The sequence below is a fragment of the Rodentibacter rarus genome (assembly GCF_001998965.1).
Lineage (GTDB): Bacteria > Pseudomonadota > Gammaproteobacteria > Enterobacterales > Pasteurellaceae > Rodentibacter > Rodentibacter rarus.
In genome coordinates this window covers 1-20,782 of sequence record NZ_MLHJ01000080.1, presented here as the reverse complement: position 1 = coordinate 20,782, position 20,782 = coordinate 1, and the positions used below count along the sequence as shown (strand labels likewise).

12 protein-coding genes and 2 pseudogenes are annotated in these 20,782 nt (G+C 39.3%); 8 read left to right on the top strand and 6 right to left on the bottom strand.

The window, feature by feature from the left end; all coding sequences use genetic code 11:
* Positions 1–342: 342 nt before the first annotated feature.
* Positions 343–1,581 (bottom strand): peptidase T, encoded by a 1,239-nt coding sequence (gene pepT / locus BKK50_RS08390; protein WP_077417159.1) that lies wholly within the window; start codon positions 1,579–1,581, stop codon positions 343–345.
* A 170-nt stretch (positions 1,582–1,751) separates the two neighbouring features.
* Here pepT and BKK50_RS12610 point away from each other — a divergent pair, with 170 nt between their 5' ends.
* The 5 genes from BKK50_RS12610 to BKK50_RS08370 all read left to right on the top strand — a co-directional run bounded on the left by BKK50_RS12610 (position 1,752) and on the right by BKK50_RS08370 (position 5,834).
* Entirely contained in the window at positions 1,752–1,919 is a 168-nt protein-coding gene (locus tag BKK50_RS12610) for a hypothetical protein (RefSeq protein WP_167366643.1), read from the top strand.
* The gene (potA, locus tag BKK50_RS08385) at positions 1,885–3,000 is read left to right on the top strand and encodes a spermidine/putrescine ABC transporter ATP-binding protein PotA (RefSeq protein ID WP_077417157.1); all 1,116 of its coding nucleotides are present in this window, start codon (positions 1,885–1,887) and stop codon (positions 2,998–3,000) included. Before BKK50_RS12610 ends, potA begins: the two co-directional genes overlap by 35 nt.
* Entirely contained in the window at positions 2,987–3,847 is an 861-nt protein-coding gene (gene potB / locus BKK50_RS08380) for a spermidine/putrescine ABC transporter permease PotB (RefSeq protein WP_077417156.1), read from the top strand. The genes potA and potB overlap by 14 nt, the downstream gene beginning before the upstream one ends.
* On the top strand, positions 3,847–4,617 hold the full coding sequence (gene potC, locus BKK50_RS08375) for a spermidine/putrescine ABC transporter permease PotC (protein WP_077417154.1): 771 nt from the start codon (positions 3,847–3,849) through the stop codon (positions 4,615–4,617). The genes potB and potC overlap by 1 nt, the downstream gene beginning before the upstream one ends.
* Positions 4,618–4,751: 134 nt before the next feature.
* A complete protein-coding gene (locus BKK50_RS08370) occupies positions 4,752–5,834 on the top strand; it encodes an extracellular solute-binding protein (protein WP_077417152.1) in 1,083 nt (360 codons plus the stop codon).
* A 448-nt stretch (positions 5,835–6,282) separates the two neighbouring features.
* Here BKK50_RS08370 and BKK50_RS08365 read toward each other — a convergent pair whose 3' ends face one another.
* Genes BKK50_RS08365 through BKK50_RS12605 form a run of 4 tightly spaced genes read right to left on the bottom strand, consistent with a single transcriptional unit; the run spans position 6,283 to position 15,508 of the window.
* Positions 6,283–9,150: an SNF2-related protein gene (locus BKK50_RS08365; RefSeq protein ID WP_077417150.1), complete on the bottom strand. Its 2,868-nt coding sequence runs from the start codon at positions 9,148–9,150 to the stop codon at positions 6,283–6,285.
* Positions 9,147–12,443 carry a DEAD/DEAH box helicase family protein gene (locus tag BKK50_RS08360; protein ID WP_077417148.1) on the bottom strand — a complete coding sequence of 1,099 codons (3,297 nt, stop codon included), beginning with the start codon at positions 12,441–12,443 and terminating at the stop codon, positions 9,147–9,149. The genes BKK50_RS08365 and BKK50_RS08360 overlap by 4 nt, the downstream gene beginning before the upstream one ends.
* 3 nt (positions 12,444–12,446) lie before the next feature.
* Positions 12,447–15,404 carry a site-specific DNA-methyltransferase gene (locus tag BKK50_RS08355; RefSeq protein WP_077417146.1) on the bottom strand — a complete coding sequence of 986 codons (2,958 nt, stop codon included), beginning with the start codon at positions 15,402–15,404 and terminating at the stop codon, positions 12,447–12,449.
* Positions 15,368–15,508, bottom strand: coding sequence for a hypothetical protein (locus BKK50_RS12605; protein WP_167366642.1), 141 nt, complete (start codon positions 15,506–15,508; stop codon positions 15,368–15,370). Before BKK50_RS12605 ends, BKK50_RS08355 begins: the two co-directional genes overlap by 37 nt.
* 451 nt (positions 15,509–15,959) lie before the next feature.
* Here BKK50_RS12605 and BKK50_RS13235 point away from each other — a divergent pair.
* The 3 genes and pseudogenes from BKK50_RS13235 to torA form a co-directional block, all read left to right on the top strand.
* A pseudogene (locus BKK50_RS13235) lies at positions 15,960–16,482 on the top strand (NapC/NirT family cytochrome c); the annotation flags it as partial.
* Positions 16,483–16,541: 59 nt separating this feature from the next.
* A pseudogene (locus BKK50_RS13230) lies at positions 16,542–17,057 on the top strand (NapC/NirT family cytochrome c); the annotation flags it as partial.
* Between the two features lie 29 nt (positions 17,058–17,086).
* Positions 17,087–19,567 carry a trimethylamine-N-oxide reductase TorA gene (gene torA, locus BKK50_RS08340; protein WP_077417142.1) on the top strand — a complete coding sequence of 827 codons (2,481 nt, stop codon included), beginning with the start codon at positions 17,087–17,089 and terminating at the stop codon, positions 19,565–19,567.
* 376 nt (positions 19,568–19,943) lie between these two features.
* Here the strand turns inward: torA and BKK50_RS08335 are convergent, their stop codons facing one another.
* Complete coding sequence (locus tag BKK50_RS08335) at positions 19,944–20,702, bottom strand: class I SAM-dependent methyltransferase (RefSeq protein ID WP_077417140.1); 759 nt, start codon at positions 20,700–20,702, stop codon at positions 19,944–19,946.
* Between the last annotated feature and the right edge of the window lie 80 nt (positions 20,703–20,782).

Here is a 20,782-nt window from a genome sequence, read left to right as displayed (position 1 = left end):
ATGGCTTTTTCCGGTATTATGTAGCAAATGCATAAAACAGAAATTTTAACCAAAACATAGGGACACACTGCGTGTGTCCGTTATAAAATCAAATTATTTCAATAGGTTAAAACTCGGACACACGCAGTGTGTCCCTACAAGATAACAAAAAAGTAATGTTGTGCAACTGCTGCATAATACCGGGTATTTTTAAAAGAGAGGCATAAAAAAATCCCCTGATTACTCAGGGGACATCAAAAGGAATTTATGAATAAAATCTCTAAAGTTTAGCTTTATCAAAAGGAATCTCGATAAAACGCTGGAGATTATATTTACATTTCTTTACAAAATCAAGAAAAAAATTTACATTTTCTTGAATTTCACAATTTCCGTGATCACTTCTACGGCTTTTTCCATCCCCTCCAAAGAGATCAATTCGTGCTTACTATGAAAATTGTACCCCCCGGTAAAAATATTCGGGCAAGGCAAACCTTTTTCTGATAAAAATGCCCCATCTGTTCCGCCACGAATCGGTTTATGGATCACATTAATTCCGCATAAATCCATAGCTTTTTCCGCAATAGAAATGGCTTGGGGAGTTTGTTGAACCACTTCATACATATTTTTATAGCTCTCATAAATCACGCATTCAACAGGTATTTTTAACCCTTTTTCAGCATTAAATTTTGCCGTCCAATCCAAAACAAATTGCTTGCGTTGATCAAAGGATTTTAAATCAAAATCACGAATTAAATAATGTAACTCCGCTTTCTCAATGTCCCCGGCAAAATGCTCTAAGTGGAAAAATCCTTCTTTCCCTTCAGTTTTCTCCGGGACTTCATCTTTTGGAAAGCCTTGATGAAAATCACAAGCAAGTGTAAGGGCATTCACCATCTTATCTTTCGCATAACCTGTGTGAATACTTCTTCCGGAAAAATAAACTTTTGCGGTTGCGGCGTTGAAATTTTCGTATTCTAATTCGCCTACTTCCCCACCATCAATGGTATAAGCCCAATCACAAGGAAAATCAGCCAAAGGGAAATACTGCATCCCTAAACCGATTTCTTCATCCGGTGTAAAGGCAATTCTTATATTGCAATGAGGCAATTTTTCCTTTTGAATAATCTCAAGTGCGGTCATAATTTCGGCAATTCCGGCTTTATTATCTGCTCCCAATAAGGTATTGCCATCCGTCACAATCAGGGTTTTACCAATAAGTTGATGCATAAAGGGATAATAGACCGGGCTGATAAATTCTTCTCCGATACCTAAGGCAATATCGCCTCCCCGATAATTTTCAATGACTTCCGGTTTTACATTTTTACCACTACATTCCGGCGAAGTATCCAAATGGGCGATAAAACCGATGGTATGTGAAAGCGCCGGTCTATTTGAAGGAAGGTAAGCGGTAACCACCGAGTGTTTGTTCACCTCGACCTTTTGCAAACCTAAATCGATTAATTCTTTCTGTAAATATTTCGCAAGTTTCATTTGTCCAATGGAGCTTGGCGAAGATTTTGCATTGGGTTTTGACTGTGTATCGAAAGAAACATAGTACAAAAATCGGTTTAATAAATTGTTTTTATAATAATTTGTGTCCATTCTTACCCCCCTTTATGACTTATGGTTTTCACTTTAACCTAAACTTCACAATAGAGTTTTGATATATAGCAAACATTCAATAATTAACTGAAAAATAAGCCTTAAAAAGAAAAAGTGCGGTTAATTTTCTGTTTGTTTTTATGAGGGGAAATTTTTTTACTTTATCAATCATGAAATCCTTTCCATTACAAAAAATTCGCTATATCATAAGCACCTATTTTTATGTCGCCCCTGCACTCTTGCAGGTTTTTATTTCTACTCAGTACCAAACTATTGGTGAAATTAGGGAGAAAACCAAAGCTAGTGGAAAATCCGGTTCAAAACAAGCCTATTATTGAGCTTCGTTCAATCAAAAAATCCTACGGTTCCAATACCATTATCAATGACTTCAACTTAACCATTAATAATGGTGAATTTGTCACTATTCTTGGTCCCTCAGGCTGTGGTAAAACAACGATATTACGCTTGTTGGCAGGCCTTGAGGAATTAGATTCAGGTCATATTATTTTGGATGGTGAAGACATCACCGATGTACCCGCTGAAAAACGCCACATCAACACCGTTTTCCAAAGTTATGCCCTATTCCCGCATATGACGATTTTTGAGAACGTCGCTTTTGGTTTGCGTATGCAAAAAGTCCCTGAGGCTGAAATCAAACCTCGTGTACTTGAAGCCTTGCGTATGGTGCAATTGGAAGAAATGGCGGATCGTAAGCCAACCCAATTGTCAGGCGGTCAACAACAACGTATTGCGATTGCCCGTGCGGTTGTCAACAAACCGAAAGTGTTGTTGCTGGATGAATCTTTATCCGCATTAGATTATAAATTACGTAAACAGATGCAATATGAACTTAAAGTATTGCAACGTCAGTTAGGCATCACTTTTATTTTCGTCACCCACGATCAAGAAGAAGCGATTACTATGTCTGACCGCATTGTGTTAATGCGCAAAGGTAAAATCGCTCAAGATGGTTCACCACGAGAAATTTATGAAGAGCCGGCAAACTTATTTGTTGCACGTTTCATCGGTGAAATCAATGTGTTTGACGCTACCGTGATTGAACGTAAATCCGACAATGTGGTGCTGGCAAATGTTGAAGGTCGTGTCTGCGATATTTATACGGATATGCCGGTCAAAAAAGATCAAAAACTTCAAGTTCTTCTCCGCCCTGAAGATATTGTGATTGAAGAGCTTGATGAAAATGAACAGTCTAATGCTATCATCGGTCATATTATTGACCGCACTTACAAAGGAATGACGTTGGAATCTACCGTAGAATTTGACCATAACGGTATGCGTGTGCTTGTCAGCGAATTCTTTAACGAAGACGATCCGCATATGGATCACAGTGTTGGACAACGTGTTGGCATTACATGGCACGAAGGTTGGGAGGTTGTACTCAACGATGAAGATAATTAATAACAAATTTCAGAAAATTACTGTTGCAATTATCTTCAGTTGGCTTATTTTCTTTGTGCTAATTCCAAACTTGTTGGTTCTAGCCGTCAGCTTTTTAACTCGAGATGGTAGCAACTTTTATGCATTCCCGATAACCATTGAAAACTACACAAATTTGTTTAATCCGCTTTATGCACAAGTTGTGTGGAATTCATTGTTTATGTCGTGTATTGCCACTGTGATTTGCTTGATAATCGGTTATCCATTTGCCTTTATGATCAGCAAAATTCACCCCAAATATCGACCGCTCTTGTTATTCCTTGTGGTTTTACCGTTTTGGACGAACTCGCTCATTCGTATTTATGGAATGAAAATCTTCCTTGGCGTGAAAGGGGTATTAAATACAATGCTTATGGATATAGGCATTTTGAGTGAGCCTATCCGTATTTTGAACACAGAAGTGGCGGTCATTATCGGTTTGGTCTATTTATTGTTGCCATTTATGATTTTGCCCCTCTATTCTGCTATTGAAAAACTAGACGGACGTTTACTGGAAGCAGCAAAAGATTTGGGTGCCAACGCATTCCAACGTTTCTTCCGTGTTATTTTGCCATTAACCATGCCCGGTATTATTGCAGGCTGCCTCTTGGTCTTACTCCCGGCAATGGGGATGTTCTATGTGGCGGATTTACTCGGTGGAGCAAAAGTGCTTCTCGTGGGCAATGTGATCAAGAGCGAATTCTTAATTTCCCGCAACTGGCCGTTTGGTTCGGCAATCAGTATTGGTTTAACCATTTTGATGGCATTACTTATTTTCGTTTACTACCGTGCAAATAAACTACTAAACAAAAAAGTGGAGTTGGAATAATGAGTCGTTTACTACGTAATGTGTTTATGTTTGTGGTATACGCTTATTTGTATATCCCAATTATTATCTTAGTGACGAATTCCTTTAACGCAGACCGTTATGGGTTAAGCTGGAAGGGATTTAGTTGGAATTGGTACGAACGTTTATTTAATAACGACACCTTAATTCAGGCAGCCATTCATTCCGTCACTATCGCCTTTTTTGCGGCAACCTTGGCGACAATTATCGGAGGCTTAACAGCAATCGCATTATATCGTTACCGTTTCCGAGGTAAACAAGCCGTAAGCGGAATGTTATTTATCGTGATGATGTCACCGGATATCGTTATGGCGGTTTCCTTGTTGGCATTGTTTATGGTTGTTGGCATTTCATTAGGTTTCTGGTCATTACTCTTGGCCCATGTTACCTTCTGTTTGCCTTATGTAACGGTCACTATTTTCTCACGTTTGAATGGCTTTGATGCCAGAATGTTGGAAGCGGCAAAGGACTTGGGGGCAAGTGAGGTCACCATTCTCCGCAAAATTATCGTTCCACTTGCTTTGCCTGCAATCGTGTCAGGTTGGTTATTAAGTTTTACTATCTCATTAGATGATGTTGTGGTTTCTTCATTTGTGAGTGGCGTAAGCTACGAGATTCTGCCATTACGCATCTTCTCATTAGTGAAAACAGGAGTAACACCGGAAGTCAATGCCTTAGCAACCATTATGATCGTGCTTTCTTTGGTATTAGTGATTTTAAGCCAACTCGTCACACGCAAAAATAACCACTAAGAGACAATAAAAGGTTTCACAAAGCCTTTAATATCAAATAGAATACGCCTTGACGCACAATCAAGGCGTTTTTTTATACCTACTGTTTACAGTAGGTGGTTTTTTTACCCCTCTTTTACGGAGAACAAACAAAAATGAAAAAATTTGCAGGTTTAATGACCGCCGGTTTAGTGGCTGCCACCTTAACAGCTTGTAATGACAAAGAAAACAAGCCTGAAAATGCCAATGCACCGGCTACTGCTAATGATACTGTGTACCTCTATACTTGGACAGAATATGTGCCGGATGGTCTTTTAGATGACTTCACCAAAGAAACCGGCATCAAAGTCATTGTTTCAAGTCTTGAATCAAACGAAACCATGTATGCAAAACTCAAAACCCAAGGAGAAGCCGGTGGTTACGATGTTATTGCGCCTTCTAACTACTTCGTGTCTAAAATGGCGCGTGAAGGAATGTTAAAAGAACTCGATCACAGCAAATTGCCTGTCATTAAAGAATTAGACCCTGATTGGCTCAATAAACCTTATGATAAAGGAAATAAATATTCCCTTCCTCAGCTACTTGGTGCACCGGGTATTGCCTTTAATACCAATACCTACAAAGGCTCAGATTTCACCTCTTGGGGCGATTTATGGAAGCCTGAGTTTGCGAACAAAGTGCAATTATTAGATGATGCACGTGAGGTATTTAATATTGCCCTGTTAAAACTCGGTCAAGATCCAAATACTCAAGATCCGGCAATCATCAAACAGGCCTATGAAGAATTATTGAAATTACGCCCCAACGTCCTTTCTTTCAATTCAGACAACCCGGCTAACTCTTTCATTTCCGGTGAAGTCGAAGTGGGTCAATTATGGAACGGCTCTGTACGTATTGCGAAAAAAGAGCAAGCACCTTTAGATATGGTCTTCCCTAAAGAAGGTCCTGTACTTTGGGTAGATACATTGGCGATTCCTAGCACCTCTAAAAACCCGGATGGCGCTCATAAACTGATCAACTATATGTTAAGTGCAAAAGCGGCCGAGAAATTGACGTTAGCTATCGGCTACCCAACAGCAAACGTTGAAGCGAAAAAAGTATTACCAAAAGAAATCACCGAAGATCCTTCTATTTATCCAACAGCTGAAGTCTTGAAAAACAGCTACTGGCAAGATGATGTCGATGATGCCATTCAATACTACGAACAATACTATCAAGAATTAAAAGCAGCGAAATAACCCGGCTTAGTTCCAATACTAAAAGTGCGGTCAAAAAGGTTCATTTTTTCACTATTATGTAGCAGTTACACAAAGTTCGAAAATCGACTAAAAACCGCATTTAAATTTTTATGCCTTTCCTTGTGAAAGGCATTTCTTTTCCCTTAGATTTTACTGAAAATATTGCTATTCTTCGCACTATTTACTATTTTTGACGTAATAAATTTGCTCATCCCTTATTTTCAGTAAGGTATTTATACATTTCTATTTAAATCATCTAAAGCCTATCGCAATCTATATTGCCAGTAATAATTCATTTGTTTTTCTAATTACTTGAAGTAATTTTGTGAAATTTCTTCATAGCGACCCCTCTCATACCTAGATGCTCTTGCTTACGATGATTACTTTGTCAATCTTATTATTAGTCACAGGAAATGATTACCAACGTACCATTATGTCGTTTATGTGTTTATTGAATCTGCCAGAAAATATCAAACACTAGACTTTCTTGCATTATTTGATGAATTTTACCTTTCAATTCTCTCAATAGTTGCAATTCCTGTTCGGCAATTTCATCTTGCACATTGTCTAATTCATTGCGAGCTTTTCGAAGCTGTTTACGGAGTTTTGCAACCTCTTCTTGTAACTGAATTTGTCGTTCAATCCCATCTGTTAACACCAATTCCTTTTCTTTGCTACGCATTGCCTCTTTGAGTTCGCTAATTACATCTTCAGCAGCTTGCATACGATCTTTTGCCCAAGCGTTAATCCGCACACTTTCAGCTTTTAACAATGCATCATTTTCCGCCTTAATACGCGCTTTTTCCCTATCAATTTGCTCTTTCGCCAACTCCTCGAAAACGAGCGGGGGATTTTTAACCGCATTTTGCAAATTGGCTGAAAGTAAAAAGAGCTTTTGTGCAAATTCTTTATCTAACAAATTACCTTGCTCATCACACACGGTAAAAACTAACGATTCTTGACTTTCTGCATTCGACTCTACACTGATTTTATTCAAACGCAACCATCCAGATTTACCTTGATATTGTTCTAACAAACTAATTTTTTCAGGAAAGTTTTTGTAATCAAAAATCAATGTAGCATTTGGTGTATAAGCATTTAATGCTTCATTGATACACCATTGCCCAAGCGGTTGATTTAAGCGATATTCGTAACCTTGCAACGTTGTTGTGCGTGTTTTGCGTGGCAATAAATACCGTCCAATTGGCACACCACCAAACGGAGCATTTTCGAGTAAAAAGTACCAATCTATTTGATTAAACTGGGCTTTTCCGCTAAGAGCAAATAGTGTTACCCCCCAAAACCACTGCTCCATTGCGTTTAAACGCTCTTCGGTCATCACTTTGAGGCGTTCTAACACCGACTGATCAAAACTCGTCACCAACGCATTTTTAGTTTCTTGCACTCTCCCTTCAATTTCATCGGCAAATTGGGCTTGCAACTGATCAAATGCTGTCTTAATTTCATTTTCAGTGCGGCAAGTGGCATAAATATTCGCAATTTGATTTTCAATATCCACGCCTGACTCAATTCGTCCCAACACGTCATCAGATGCCCCTAACACCCCTTGGAACAACTTAAATTTTTCTGTTAATAATTCCAAAACACGTTGATCAGCAAGATTACGTTTGTTTAAGAAATTGATCACCACCACATCAAATTTTTGTCCATAACGATGGCAACGCCCGATTCGCTGTTCCACCCGCTGTGGATTCCAAGGTAAATCATAGTTAATCAATAACGAACAAAATTGTAGGTTTACCCCTTCGCTGGCAGCTTCAGTAGCAATCATAATTTGAGCCTTTTCTTTGAAATGCTCAATCAATGCCGAACGTTTATCTACTTCTGCTGAACCTGTGATTTTTGACGTACCTTGATGGCGAGCGAGCCAATCCTGATAAATCACCACAGAATTAGGATCATTATTAGTGCCACTAAACAACACCACGTTATCGGCATAGCCATTTTGCGTTAAAAACTCAAACAGATATTTCTGCGTGCGTACCGATTCAGTGAAAATAATCACTTTTTGACTCGCCCCAAGTTTACTCATTTCACTAAAGCCTCTTTGAAGTGCGGTCAATAAAGCGATAATTTTGCTATCTTGCTGTAAGCCCTCTGCCAAACGAATAAAGCCTTCAATTTCCGTGATTTCAGCCTGTAAAGCTGCTTGGTTTAATTCATCACTTACAGAAATATCGCTCTCTTCGGCTTCCAATTCATCGACTTCGGCATCTTCTGTCGTTAATTCCTCCCCCTCAAATAAGGTTTCAATGTCGCTCAATGCTTCATCTTGATATTGCTCTTGCTGTAAATGTTGAAGCCTTGCCAAAATCGCTTTTAACGTGCCAAGAACCGCTTGTGGGCTGGAAGCTAATAGTTTTCGCAAAATCAAAGCAGTTAAATGTTTATGCCGTTTTGGCAAAGCGTAACTGCTTTCTTTACGTAAAAATTCAGAGATTTGCTCATAAAGGGCAAATTCTGCCACTGTTGGCATAAATTCTTGAGTAATGGTTTTACGTTCGGTATAACGCACATATTCCAACACATTTTTGCGTAGCGTACGTTTGACAAAATTCGCCATTCTCTCTTTGAGTTCAGCGATATTGCCACGGCGGACAAATTCTTTTTGGAAAAATTTGCGGTCGCCAAAAATATGCTCATCTAGCAAAGTCGATAAACCATACAGTTCCATCAACGAATTTTGTAAGGGCGTTGCCGTTAGCAGTAATTTTTTCTTGCCACCAAAGGCTTGACGCATTGCTTGCCCCATTTTGTTATCGGTTTTGTAAGCGTTACGCATTTTGTGGGCTTCATCAATGACGACCAAATCCCAAGCAAACTGCTTGAACGTGGCTTGTTCTTTGCTGGCAAATTGATGCGAAACAATCAACACATTGTTGCCGATTTGTTCTTTGCAAAAATTAAACAGTTTTCCACCGCTTGTCTTTTTCATTGCTTGATTAGTAACGGTTTTATCTACCACCATCGTTGGCAAACCAAACTTTTCAGCCAGCTCATTCGCCCACTGTTTACGCAAAATAGCAGGACAAACAATCAACAAATTCCGTTTACGTTCCGCCCATTTTTGACAAACCACCAAACCCGCTTCAATGGTCTTGCCCAAACCGACTTCATCGGCAAGCATTACCCCCTCTTGTAGCGGATTTTTGAGTGCAAACAATGCCGCATCAATTTGATGTGGATTTAAATCCACTTTGGCATCAAACAGTGATTGTGATAAGCGATTGTCGTCCGTGTGGCGGCAAGTAATTTCATTGGCAAAATAACAGGCGTGGTAAGGGGTAATATTCATCGCTGCATTTTCTCAAACATTTGCTGTAAGTAGTTGTTTTCCATAAACAAAATATGTCGTTCGGCAAGTTCTTCTGCCGTTAATGTTATATTCACCCAATCCTTTAATTTAGTGATCGATAGAATAAAGCTATTGAGTACCAGATTTGGATCAGCGATTTTGTTTTCCAGCTCTTTGACTTCTTGGTAAAGACTAAATTTTGGTTCGCGTAAATCCATCTGACGAATCCCTTTTGGATCGACAAAATTCAGCCATTGTTTACCGTTTGTATGATCCACCACCCATAGCAAAAAGTCGGGATAGAAATTACCTGCCAAAGCAAAACCTAAACCTTTGTCTTTTCGGTCAGCATTTCGCATTAAATAGAGCGATTTACTGCCCAGCCATTTTGCCAATTCACCCGATTTTTCCGCCTGCATTAAGTCTTGGATAAACTGCATTTCACTTTCTGCGGCAAGCGGTAGTGGTGAAATTTTTATTGGTAAACCTGTTGATTTATCAAAGGAAAGCAACGGATAAAACAAGTGGCTGTTAAAACAAATCGCCTTAAATTCAGAGAGCGGTGATTGCCAACTCATTGCCCGCTCAATTTTTTTCTGCCGAATTAAATCCGCTAATTCTTCGATTTTTTGAACCGCTTGTTCACGTTCATAAGCAACATTTTCTTCCTCACCAAACAGCATTTTGTATGTCTCAAAGAGCGAACTATTTTCTTCGGTCACTATCGCCGTTTCCATAAATTGCTGTTCATAGGCTACTTTCAAACGGCGGTAAAATTGCTCGGTATATTCCTTCAATAGTTGGAACAAAATATCCTGTTGCGTTTGAATATCCGCAAAACCACGAATTTCCATCGCTGAATTTGGCACATAGAGTAAATACCAATCATCACGGCTTTGCACAAACTTTTGCAACCCATCACGGCTCACACGTAGATTTGACCAAGTACGCTCCATTTTGTATTGCTGTAAATCTAAATAGAGCTTATCCCAATCAAATAAAGCAAAAATTTCTCGCTTGAATTTATTCGTTTGGCGTTCATCATTATCACTTTGGCGAACCGCTTTAGAACTCAATGCCTCCAATCTTGGATAGAGATCCAATACTGCCAAAATCGGTTTGATTTTACCTTGAGCAAATTCAGGCAACTCATAAAGCTGTACCATTTCTTTGCGTTTAAAGCCCATTTTCTGATTATCTTTATAGCCATCTTTTAATCGTAAGGTTTTCAACGCTACATTGGTAGGCAATTTTTTCTGTACCGGGAAATCCAACTGCATCACTTCATCAGGCGATGGAATCCCTTCATCTTCCAAGTACTCACGGAATTTCGCCATATAATCGGCTTTAATGCCGAAAATATTGAGTGTTTCTAATTTATCCAGCCCTAAGCCTTTTGGCATCTGATTTACTGGCGTTCTGCGTAAAGAAAAATCACGCCCTTTCAAACGTACACCACGCCCGAAAAGCTGAATAATTTGTGAGCCTTCACCCTTGCCCATATTGAGCAATCCCATTGTCGAAACCCGCCAGCTCGACCAACCCTCAGTAAATTTGCGTGATCCAATCAGCAAATTGAGCGTTGAACTATTTTGATTGATCGTGCCAAATAAACCCTCTGAAAATTCGTCTTGTTGTACTGAAACATTGTCTAATTCCACCGCACTTTTGAGTAATTCACCGCTGTCACCTACGTTAATCAAGGCAAAATAATCACGACTATTGCCCACTTTTAACGCCACTTCGCCTGCGGCTTTTTTAATATTATGCAAATAGAGATGCGATGCACTTTCCGTGTTAAATAAGGTTTTCAGAATATCAGTGTAAAGTGCATTTAAATCCTCTTTAAAACTTACCAATGGCAAAAAGCGATGACGGAAAATCGCATTACCTTTACTGTCTAAAAGTAAGGGTTCATCACACAATAACGCATTAAGCCACGCCAAAATTTGTGGGCGGTTTTTACCGTCTAAAAAATAAGCTAGTTGTTCTACCACCGACCAAATATCGCTATTTTCTGCATTCACCGTATTACCCACAAACACCCACAGCGGTTTATGTAGATTGTAAGCGGTCAGTTTTTCCTTATTTTTTGCAAACAGATAGAGTTGTTGATAAAACGACAATAAACTTGCCAAAAAATACTTGCGGTCATTATCGGCAACGCCATAATCTTCCGCTTTCATATTTAAAATGGAAAACTCTTTACCGTAGCCATCGGCATAGAAAAACTTGTAGGAATAATCAAACAACACGCATTTGGCATAAGTTTCAAACACAGACTTTTGCTTGGCTTCTTGTTTATCGGCAAAACTGGTTGGAATTTTTTGTACGTCTGCTTTTTTAGTGATACCATTTGCTTTACCAATTTTTTTCTGAATATCAAACAGACAATCTTTCGCCGTTTTGCCATCTTTCACCGCTTGCCCGAAAGTGGCGGAATATTCAAAAGCAAAGCCATCGCCAATCAATTTTTGACGACGAGCTAACCACTGATCACCCGATGAACCTCGATGCCCTTCATCGACTAACACCAATTTGTTTAAGCCCAAAAAGCGATCGACCGCAACCGTCAGATCGCCCTCTTTATCCGCCAGTTTGTTAATATCCATAATCTGAATATCGTTAAACAAGCCCATACCTTGCGATTTATTTTTATCAAACAAATTGGCAGGTAAATTTGAAGCGGTAAATTCCTCCAAATGTTGCTTTGAAAGCCCATCATTCGGCGTAATTACAAACACGGTTAAATCGTTATTTTGTTGATAATACTGATATTGCAAAATATTGACGTGCATTAATAATGTTTTGCCACTGCCAGTGGCATTCCAAAATGCCAATTTGTTTAAATCGTTTAATTCATACAAATCAAAATCAGGAAAATCGCTATCGCTCTCTTTGAGCAACACCAGCTGTTCATTGAGCTGATTTAATAGTTCATTTGGGCGGTTAAAATAAAAATCCAAATAAATTTCAGTCAATAGCAGCGAAAGATATTGGAAATATTTGAGCTTTAAAATATGCCCTTCAACTTGATTGCGATATTCGGTGATTTGTTGCCAATGTTTAACGATATTTAAATCATAACGGCGTAAATCATTTTCCGAAATCATATCGGTTTGAAATAATTGTCCGCCTGTCAATTCATGAAAAAATTTTGTCTGCCCATCTTTATCAATGCCTTCAAAACGATCATCGCTCAAGCGTTGCTTGAATTTTTCAAGGTTATTTTGATTGAACAGCGACAACAAATAACGGTTTAAAATTAAGTTTTCGTGGAAAGTACGTTTCATTTTTTACTCCCCAAACATACGGCTCAAAAACTCTACTTCAATTGACCGCACTTTTAGCGTTCTTATGCTCTCATCGCTATCAGCAAAGACGGTCGGGATATTGTGATCGCCGTTGATATAAACCACGTCAAATTCGCTGTCTTGTGGGTTGATTTTTCGGCTATCTAAATAGCGGTTGAGCTTGTCGTAATCATATTTTTCACAATCACGCCAAATAATCAGTGTTTTTTCACCGCTTGTACTCGTGCCTTGCACCGTCACTAAACCGTTTTCTCGTTTATCGTTGATTTCGCTCACCCGCAAGCCAATCAAATAGTTAAAGGTTTCCACCAAATCAATGGTTTTCGCCTCATACGCTCCTGCGGAAGTGGTGGCGATATTGAGCTGATAATCAAAGGGTTTGATGAAATGTTGTGTGTTGAGCAAGTAATCACGGCTTTCCACATCCAGCATATAGTGCAATAAATAGTCGTTTTGCAGCGCCTCATTTTGAGAGAACAAATCACTGGCAGGCTGTTTTAATTCCAAATTGTTAAGCGTGTCTTCGTAGCTTTCTAGCTTCAACACTTTCACAATTTGCGATACGCCACCAAACACCCCGTTATCCGATTGCGGTTTGCCGTCTTTCCACTCTTTAGCGAAAATCACTTTTTGCACCCGTGGTTTTAGCACGCTGTCGAAATATTCGCCTTGTTCCACTAAGATATATTTTCGGTTGCCGTTGTCTTCTCGGTTGAGATTGATCACAGCGTGGGCAGTTGTGCCGGAGCCTGCGAAGTAGTCTAGGATTGTTTGAGTGTTATCATCTATCAGTGTTGCTAATGTTTGGATAAACCTGATATTTTTAGGTGAAGGGAACACATCTTCTTTTGCAAATAAATTTTTTAATAATGTTCCAGCAGAAGTAGTTTTAAAATCCAATTCAACAGTTTCTTCTTTATTTTGTATTACACCCCTATATTTTCTATTAGATAAAATACTTTTTAATCTAATTGTTGTACTAAAGTTTTTTTCATATATTTTGTCATCCTTGAACTCTAATGCTTTATTATCAAATAGCTCTTTAATTTTTTTATCAGTGTAAGTGTTTTCTACAAAATTAGAACCTAAATAGGATATATAACGAATATAACCTTGAGAAATCAAATTTCCATCAATTTCGTCTAATGAAGTTTCTTTCTTGAGAATTAAATCATATAAATGTTTATTATAGTAAATGGTGTAATGCTTATCTGAATCCATTTTCTGAACTAGATTATTAAACTTATTTTCTCCAACTAGCACTCGTTTTCCACTATTATGTACATAATTCCCATATTCATCTTTTGCTAGATCTTTAATATCTTTCGGGATATTTTCAATAAAATAGCTTTTTGTATTATCAACAGAATAAATTAGGCAATAGTCATTACAAACTGAAATAAATTTAGAATTTTTCCTTCCTTTAGGATTATTCTCAACAGTAAGTAAAGAAATAAAGTTTTCTATACCAAATACTTCATCAGAAATTAGTTTCAATCTAACTTGTTCATTATCATCAATACTCTGAAAAATTACGCCCGATTGATTAAGCAGATTTTTTGCCACACTTAAACGGTTATGAATAAGTGTTGCCCAACTTGATTTTTGATAGCCGTCTTTATAAATAAACCCATCTCCACCCGTATTATACGGCGGATCAATATAAATACATTTCACCTGTTCTTTATATCTTTCCTGCAATAAATTAAGGGCTTGGAAATTATCGGAATGAATGAGCAAGCCATTGGTTTGCTCGTCTAAATCGTGTAGTTCGCTTAATACCTCAGCTTGAAATTTGGCTTCAAACAACGAAGTATCCACCACCAAGTGCGGGTAGTTTTTGCGAATTTCTGCTACCTTTAGACCGCTTACTTCCACGTTAAACAAGGCTTGCCATTGGGCGGTTTGTTTGGGATTGTTTAATGCCGTCTGTACTTGTTCTTCGGTTAAGTGATCGAGCGTAATCAGATAATGGCAACCTGCCACAAATTTCTTTTTCAGCCACAATTTCTTTTGGAAATCTTCTAATTGGGCTAAAAAGGCGATAATCTCTTTTGCCACGATTTTTAGGGTTTTGATAGTTTGTAGATTTTGCTCAATATGGGAAAAATCGGTGCTGTCTTGAATATTATCCAAGTTCATCACTTCATTTTTGATATAAAAATCCAGCTCTTGATTTAAAAACTTGCCAAGATTTTTATGAATAAAATAATCGGCACTGTTTTTAGCGGTGTAGTCAGTGAGATATTTTTCTAATAACGTGCGATTTTTATTTTTTTCCGTGGGCATAGGGTTAAAAATGCCTTGAAATGCATCAGAAATGGCAAAGTTCTGGATTTTTTCCAGTGCTTGCGTGATGTAATCCGTTTGCTTTTCTTTTTTATTCACGGCTTTATATTCAAAACGAAGAGTGAGTAAATCACCGTTTTCTTCATACGGCAACATATCGGTTTGAATTTCATCGCCGTTTTCGTCTATTTCGATTTTGATTTTTGGCTCAATCAATGCAAAGACTCGGGCTTGATCGTTATCTTTGCGATTGTCTTTTGCCGTATCGGCTTCCACAAGGCGAAATTGCACTTTTTTACCATTGTCTAAAGTAAAAATGTAATTGCTGAAATTTTCGCCCGATTTGGTGTAATACTGATCTTTGTTCGCCCAGTGCAACATCACCTCTTCACCGGCGTAGGGAATGGCGTAGGTGTCACCTTTGTAACGGCGTTGGCTGATAAAATCGCCTTGGTCGTAATAGCGTGAAAAGAAAGTGTAGAGATGGTTGTAAACGCTGTTTGCTTGTTCAAAATTGCCGTTAAATGCCGTATTAATTTTAGCAGGTAAGGTTTTTTGCAGAAATTCGTTGATTTGCGCTTGGCGGGAATTGAGAATGCGATAAATACCGAAGTCTAAATCAGGCTGATTGATTTGAAAAATTTCTTGCAATTTCGTGATAAGTTGGGCAAGGCTGTGCTGTGCTGTGCTGTGCTGTGCTGTGCTGTGCTGTGCTGTGCTGTGCTGTGCTGTGCTGTGCTGTGCTGTGCTGTCATCAGGATGATCCTTTGAAAATAAATGTCAAACAAATTTTACAAAAATCAGCACCACTTATAAATAAAAAAATCGTTTGTTTTTTCTGATAGAAATAAATGATATTTTAAGAACTTCGTATATGCCATTCGACACGATTCTAGTTTAGCTAATCAACTATTTTATTACCGTAATAAAAAATCCTTGTGATTAATAGGTCTCACTAGGATTATAGTAAAACTTAGTAAGGCAATCTTTGTGCAAGCCTTACATAACACCGCATTTTTTGATCTCACTTTTTCCCGTAATCATTATAAAAATATTTATATAAATATTTGATATAAAAATACCGCAAAACTCCGCTTACTTTTCCATTCTTTGACTTAAATCATCACTTCCCCAGTTAATATCTTTAAAATCAGGTCCATCATTAAGTGCTATTTGCTATTTTCTTACTAAAGTTGGAGGACATTTATGTCAAAAACCACCAAAATTATGACCGCACTTTGCCTTATAGGTATAGGGGCGCTGGTATTGTGGGGTACGCAGACGATTATGCATAAAACCAGCTCACCGGAATTCTGTGTAAGCTGTCATTCTATGAGCCACCCACAGCAAGAGTGGGAAGGATCAAGCCACTTTGCCAATGCAAAAGGTATTCGTGCGGAATGTGCCGATTGTCATATTCCACAGGAAGGCTGGCACTATGTGAAAGCGAAATTTATTGCTCTCAAAGATACTTGGTATGAAATACAGGGCAAATTGGATTCTAAACAAAAATATGAAGCACATCGTGCTGAGATGGCACAACGGGTATGGGATGAGATGAAAGCAACAGATTCCGAAACCTGTCGTAGTTGCCACAGCTTTGAAGCAATGGAACTTTCTGCTCAAAGCAAACTTGCCAAACAAACCCATATCAGTGCGAAAACCAATGGACAAACCTGTATTGATTGTCATAAAGGCATCGTCCACTTTTTGCCTGAAACCCATGGCAACACAGAAAAACAATCCACTTCAAATTTAGCAGGAAACCTCACCGAACAAGCACCGATTTATGCTGCAACGATGAGTTCGGCACAAGGTGAGCAAGGCGGCGATATTCGCCTTATGCCTTATGCAGAAATCACAAACTGGCAAACCCAAGGTGAACAATTAGTGGGTACGTTACACGGCTGGCAACAAGTTGGGGCGGATTCTGTGCTTTATCAAGCGCTCGGCAAACGTATTAGCGTGGCTTTAGTCGATGAAGAGGCGCGTAAAGCCATGAAAGTATTGCAAACCCAATATGATGAGATCACCGATTCTGACTGGAAAGAAGTGAGCTTTATCGTTTCTGTGCCAAAAGAAAAAATGTCTTCTGATTTGACCGCACTTAATCAATACGGGAACCAATTAAACCAAGCCCATTGCAGCAGCTGTCATGCTGCGATCAGTGCCGATCACTACACCGCAAACCAATGGATTGGGGTAGTCAATTCTATGAAAGATCGTACTTCTATGAACAAAGATGAAGTCCGTGCTTTAACTATTTACTTACAACGTCATGCCAAAGATATGGCGGCGAAATAATTCACTTCTCATCGCTAAACGAGGTTCATATGAAAAAGAATAATATCAATCAACAACGCCGTGATTTTATAAAAAATACCTCCCTTGGTGTCGCCGGTGTCTCCCTTTCCGGTGGTATGGTAGGCGCGGTTTTGTCTAACCCTGCCACTGCTTCAACACCTGAATTAAAAACCGTGGTAACGGCTGCGCACTGGGGGCCGATTGGGGTTGTGGTGCAAGATGGCAAAGCGGTAAAATCCGGTGCAGCCATTGAGCCGGCTATTCCGAATGAACTGCAAACCGTGGTCGCCGAACAGCTTTATAGTGAAACCCGTGTGAAATACCCAATGGTCCGCAAAGGTTATTTAGAAAACCCGGGAAACAGCGATACCAGTATGCGTGGACGTGATGAGTGGGTACGGGTGTCTTGGGAACAAGCCCTTGATCTTGTACATCATCAACTTCATAAAGTGCGTGAACAATATGGTGCCAGCGCCATTTATGCCGGCTCTTATGGTTGGTTTAGTAGTGGTTCTCTTCACGCTTCCCGTACCTTGCTACAACGTTATATGAATGTGACAGGGGGATTTGTCGGTTATAAAGGTGACTACTCTACCGGTGCGGCACAGGTGATTATGCCACATGTCCTTGGCACCATTGAGGTCTATGAACAACAAACCAGTTGGGAAATTTTACTGGAAAGCAGTGACATCATTGTCCTTTGGGGGGCTAACCCACTCACCACTTTACGCATTGCTTGGATGTCTTCCGATCAAAAAGGCATTGAATATTTCAAAAAATTCCAAGCTACCGGCAAACGCATTATCTGTATTGATCCGATAAAAAGTGAAACCTGCCAAATGCTGGGGGCAGAATGGATTCCGGTTAATACAGCAACAGATGTCCCTTTGATGCTTGGGATTGCCCACACCTTGGTTAGCGAAGACAAGCATGATAAAGCCTTCTTGAAAAAATACACCACCGGCTATAGCAAATTTGAAGATTACTTGCTAGGCAAAACCGATGGACAACCGAAAAGTGCAGAATGGGCAAGCAAAATCTGTGGCGTACCGGTAGAAACTATCAAACAGTTAGCGCATCATTTTTCCACTAAACGTACTATGTTGATGGGCGGATGGGGAATACAGCGTCAACGTCATGGGGAACAATCCCATTGGATGTTAGTTACCTTAGCTTCCATGTTGGGACAAATCGGTTTACCGGGCGGGGGCTTTGGTTTTAGCTATCATTATGCAAACGGTGGTGTACCAACCGCTACGGGGGGAACAATTGGTTCAATCAGTGCCACCCCATCAGGCGGAAGCGGTGAAAAAACTTGGTTAGATGACTCGGCAAAATTTTCTTTCCCTGTGGCACGCATTGCTGATGCTTTGCTCAATCCGGGCAAAACCATTGATTACAATGGCGAAAAAATTACCTATCCGGACATTAAAGTCGTCTATTGGGCGGGTGGAAATCCTTTCACCCAACACCAAAATACGAATTTATTAGTTAAAGCGTTCCAAAAACCGGAAACCGTTATCGTTAATGAAGTGAACTGGACGCCAACAGCCCGCATGGCCGATATTGTCTTGCCGGCAACCACAAGTTATGAACGCAATGACTTAACCATGGGCGGTGATTATTCTATGTTTGCGGTGTATCCAATGAAACAAGTGGTACCCCCACAATTTGAAGCGAAAAACGATTTCGATATTTTTGCTGAACTGGCTAAACGTGCGGGTAAAGAAGAGGAATTTACAGAAGGCAAAACGGAAATGGAATGGTTGGAAGGATTTTATCAAACCGCTTTCACGAGCGCACGTAATAACCGTGTTGCAATGCCTCGCTTTGAACGCTTCTGGGAAGAAAACAAACCTTTCCTATTTGAATCCGATGACGCGGCAAAAAAATGGGTACGCTATGCTGAATTCCGTGAAGATCCGTTGCTCAACCCGCTTGGCACGCCATCAGGTAAAATTGAGATTTACTCCGATGTGGTGGCGAAGATGAATTATGATGATTGCAAAGGTCACCCAACCTGGATGGAACCGGAAGAGTTTGCAGGTAATACGACTGAGGATTACCCTCTTGCCTTAGTCACCCCTCATGCCTACTATCGTTTACACAGCCAATTGGCTCATACGTCATTGCGTCAAAAATATGCCGTCAATGATCGTGAACCGGTCTTAATTCACCCCGAAGATGCTAAAGCCCGCGGTATTGCAGATGGTGATATTGTGCGCATCTATAACGTACGAGGTCAGGTGTTAGCGGGTGCGGTTGTCACGGAAGGGATTATCCAAGGAACATTAGGGCTCCATGAAGGGGCATGGTACGATCCCCTCGATCTCGGCGAAAGTGAGAAACCATTGTGTAAAAATGGCAGCCCAAATGTGCTGACCCGTGATGAAGGCACCTCTAAATTAGCCCAAGGTAACTCGCCAAATACTTGTATTGTTCAAGTAGAAAAATACATAGGTGTTGTGCCGGAAGTGACGGTATTTAAACAGCCTAAATACGCCGCATAAAACGACTGAAAAACCAACCGCACTTTAAAAAAAGTGCGGTTGGTTTTAGATGTGATTTCAGTGTCATGACACAAACACGCAAAACAGAGATTTGAACAAAATATGGGGAATACTTCCCGGAGAAATAAAAAATTGCTTTGTGTAACGACCACATAAAATTGATTAAAAAAGCGGCTTCCTACCACTTTTATCTGTTCTTACATTTATAATGTCAACACATTACAAGCTGTCTTTTTTATTTATCCACCGAAGGCGAACGTTTCCGGGCGTTCATTTGATACCCAATATTTTTCTTCTTCACTAAGTTGGTTATGGTGTGGCGTAATACGATATAAATTTTGAATTGCACATAGGCGCATCAACTCTTGTTCGCTTTCTATCTTGATAGAAATTTTATCAATCGTAAACGTAATAGGAAATGATGGTTGATTGATTGATTGATTGATTGATTGATTGATTGATTGATTGATTGATTGATTGATTGATTGATTGATTGATTGATTGATTGATTGATTGATTGATTGATTGATTGATTGAGCAGTTTATAGTAAATGTCGGCATCTTGACCAAATAAATTTACTTTCATTTCTTCGACACGATAACCGGTTTGATAAAACATCTTACGTGCATCAAAGTCTGTAAAATAGCGAATATGTGTGAAATCAAGTAGCCCCCAATTCTGATAACGCCATTGACCTCGAAGTGCATCAAGTAGCACCAACATATTTGATGCATTTGGTAGACTCACAATAACCTGAGCATCATCACTAATTTTATCTTTTAGCCCAACTAATAATTCCCAAGGGTTATAAAGGTGCTCCAGCACATCAAAGAGACAAATAGTATCAAATTTTCCGACCATTCCCTGTTTAGAAAAGTCAACTTGGGTCACATCTTCTTCAATAACATAATCATAGTGTTGGCGAGCGATCTTTGCAGCATCCGGATTAAATTCACACCCCCAAAGTTCAATATTACTATATCTACGTTTGAGTTCACGTCCTACTGAACCGGTATTACAGCCAATATCCAGTATTTTTAAGGGGACTTTTGCTATCATATCTAAACACTCTATTCTTGGAGAATCATCATATACCAAGCTATTTTCTTTCCTTTGCCAAACAAATGGTGTCATTTATTTTCCTTTTATTATTGTGTTAATTTCCAACCGGATTTTATCAAATAAATTATTATAAAAAAAGGGGCTGTACTAGA

Coding starts and splice junctions, on each gene's coding strand:
- pepT (WP_077417159.1), bottom strand. CDS start 1,581: ATGGACACAAATTATTATAAAAACAATTTATTAAACCGATTTTTGTAC.
- BKK50_RS12610 (WP_167366643.1), top strand. CDS start 1,752: ATGAAATCCTTTCCATTACAAAAAATTCGCTATATCATAAGCACCTAT.
- potB (WP_077417156.1), top strand. CDS start 2,987: ATGAAGATAATTAATAACAAATTTCAGAAAATTACTGTTGCAATTATC.
- potC (WP_077417154.1), top strand. CDS start 3,847: ATGAGTCGTTTACTACGTAATGTGTTTATGTTTGTGGTATACGCTTAT.
- BKK50_RS08370 (WP_077417152.1), top strand. CDS start 4,752: ATGAAAAAATTTGCAGGTTTAATGACCGCCGGTTTAGTGGCTGCCACC.
- BKK50_RS08365 (WP_077417150.1), bottom strand. CDS start 9,150: ATGAATATTACCCCTTACCACGCCTGTTATTTTGCCAATGAAATTACT.
- BKK50_RS08360 (WP_077417148.1), bottom strand. CDS start 12,443: ATGAAACGTACTTTCCACGAAAACTTAATTTTAAACCGTTATTTGTTG.
- BKK50_RS12605 (WP_167366642.1), bottom strand. CDS start 15,508: ATGACAGCACAGCACAGCACAGCACAGCACAGCACAGCACAGCACAGC.
- torA (WP_077417142.1), top strand. CDS start 17,087: ATGAAAAAGAATAATATCAATCAACAACGCCGTGATTTTATAAAAAAT.
- BKK50_RS08335 (WP_077417140.1), bottom strand. CDS start 20,702: ATGACACCATTTGTTTGGCAAAGGAAAGAAAATAGCTTGGTATATGAT.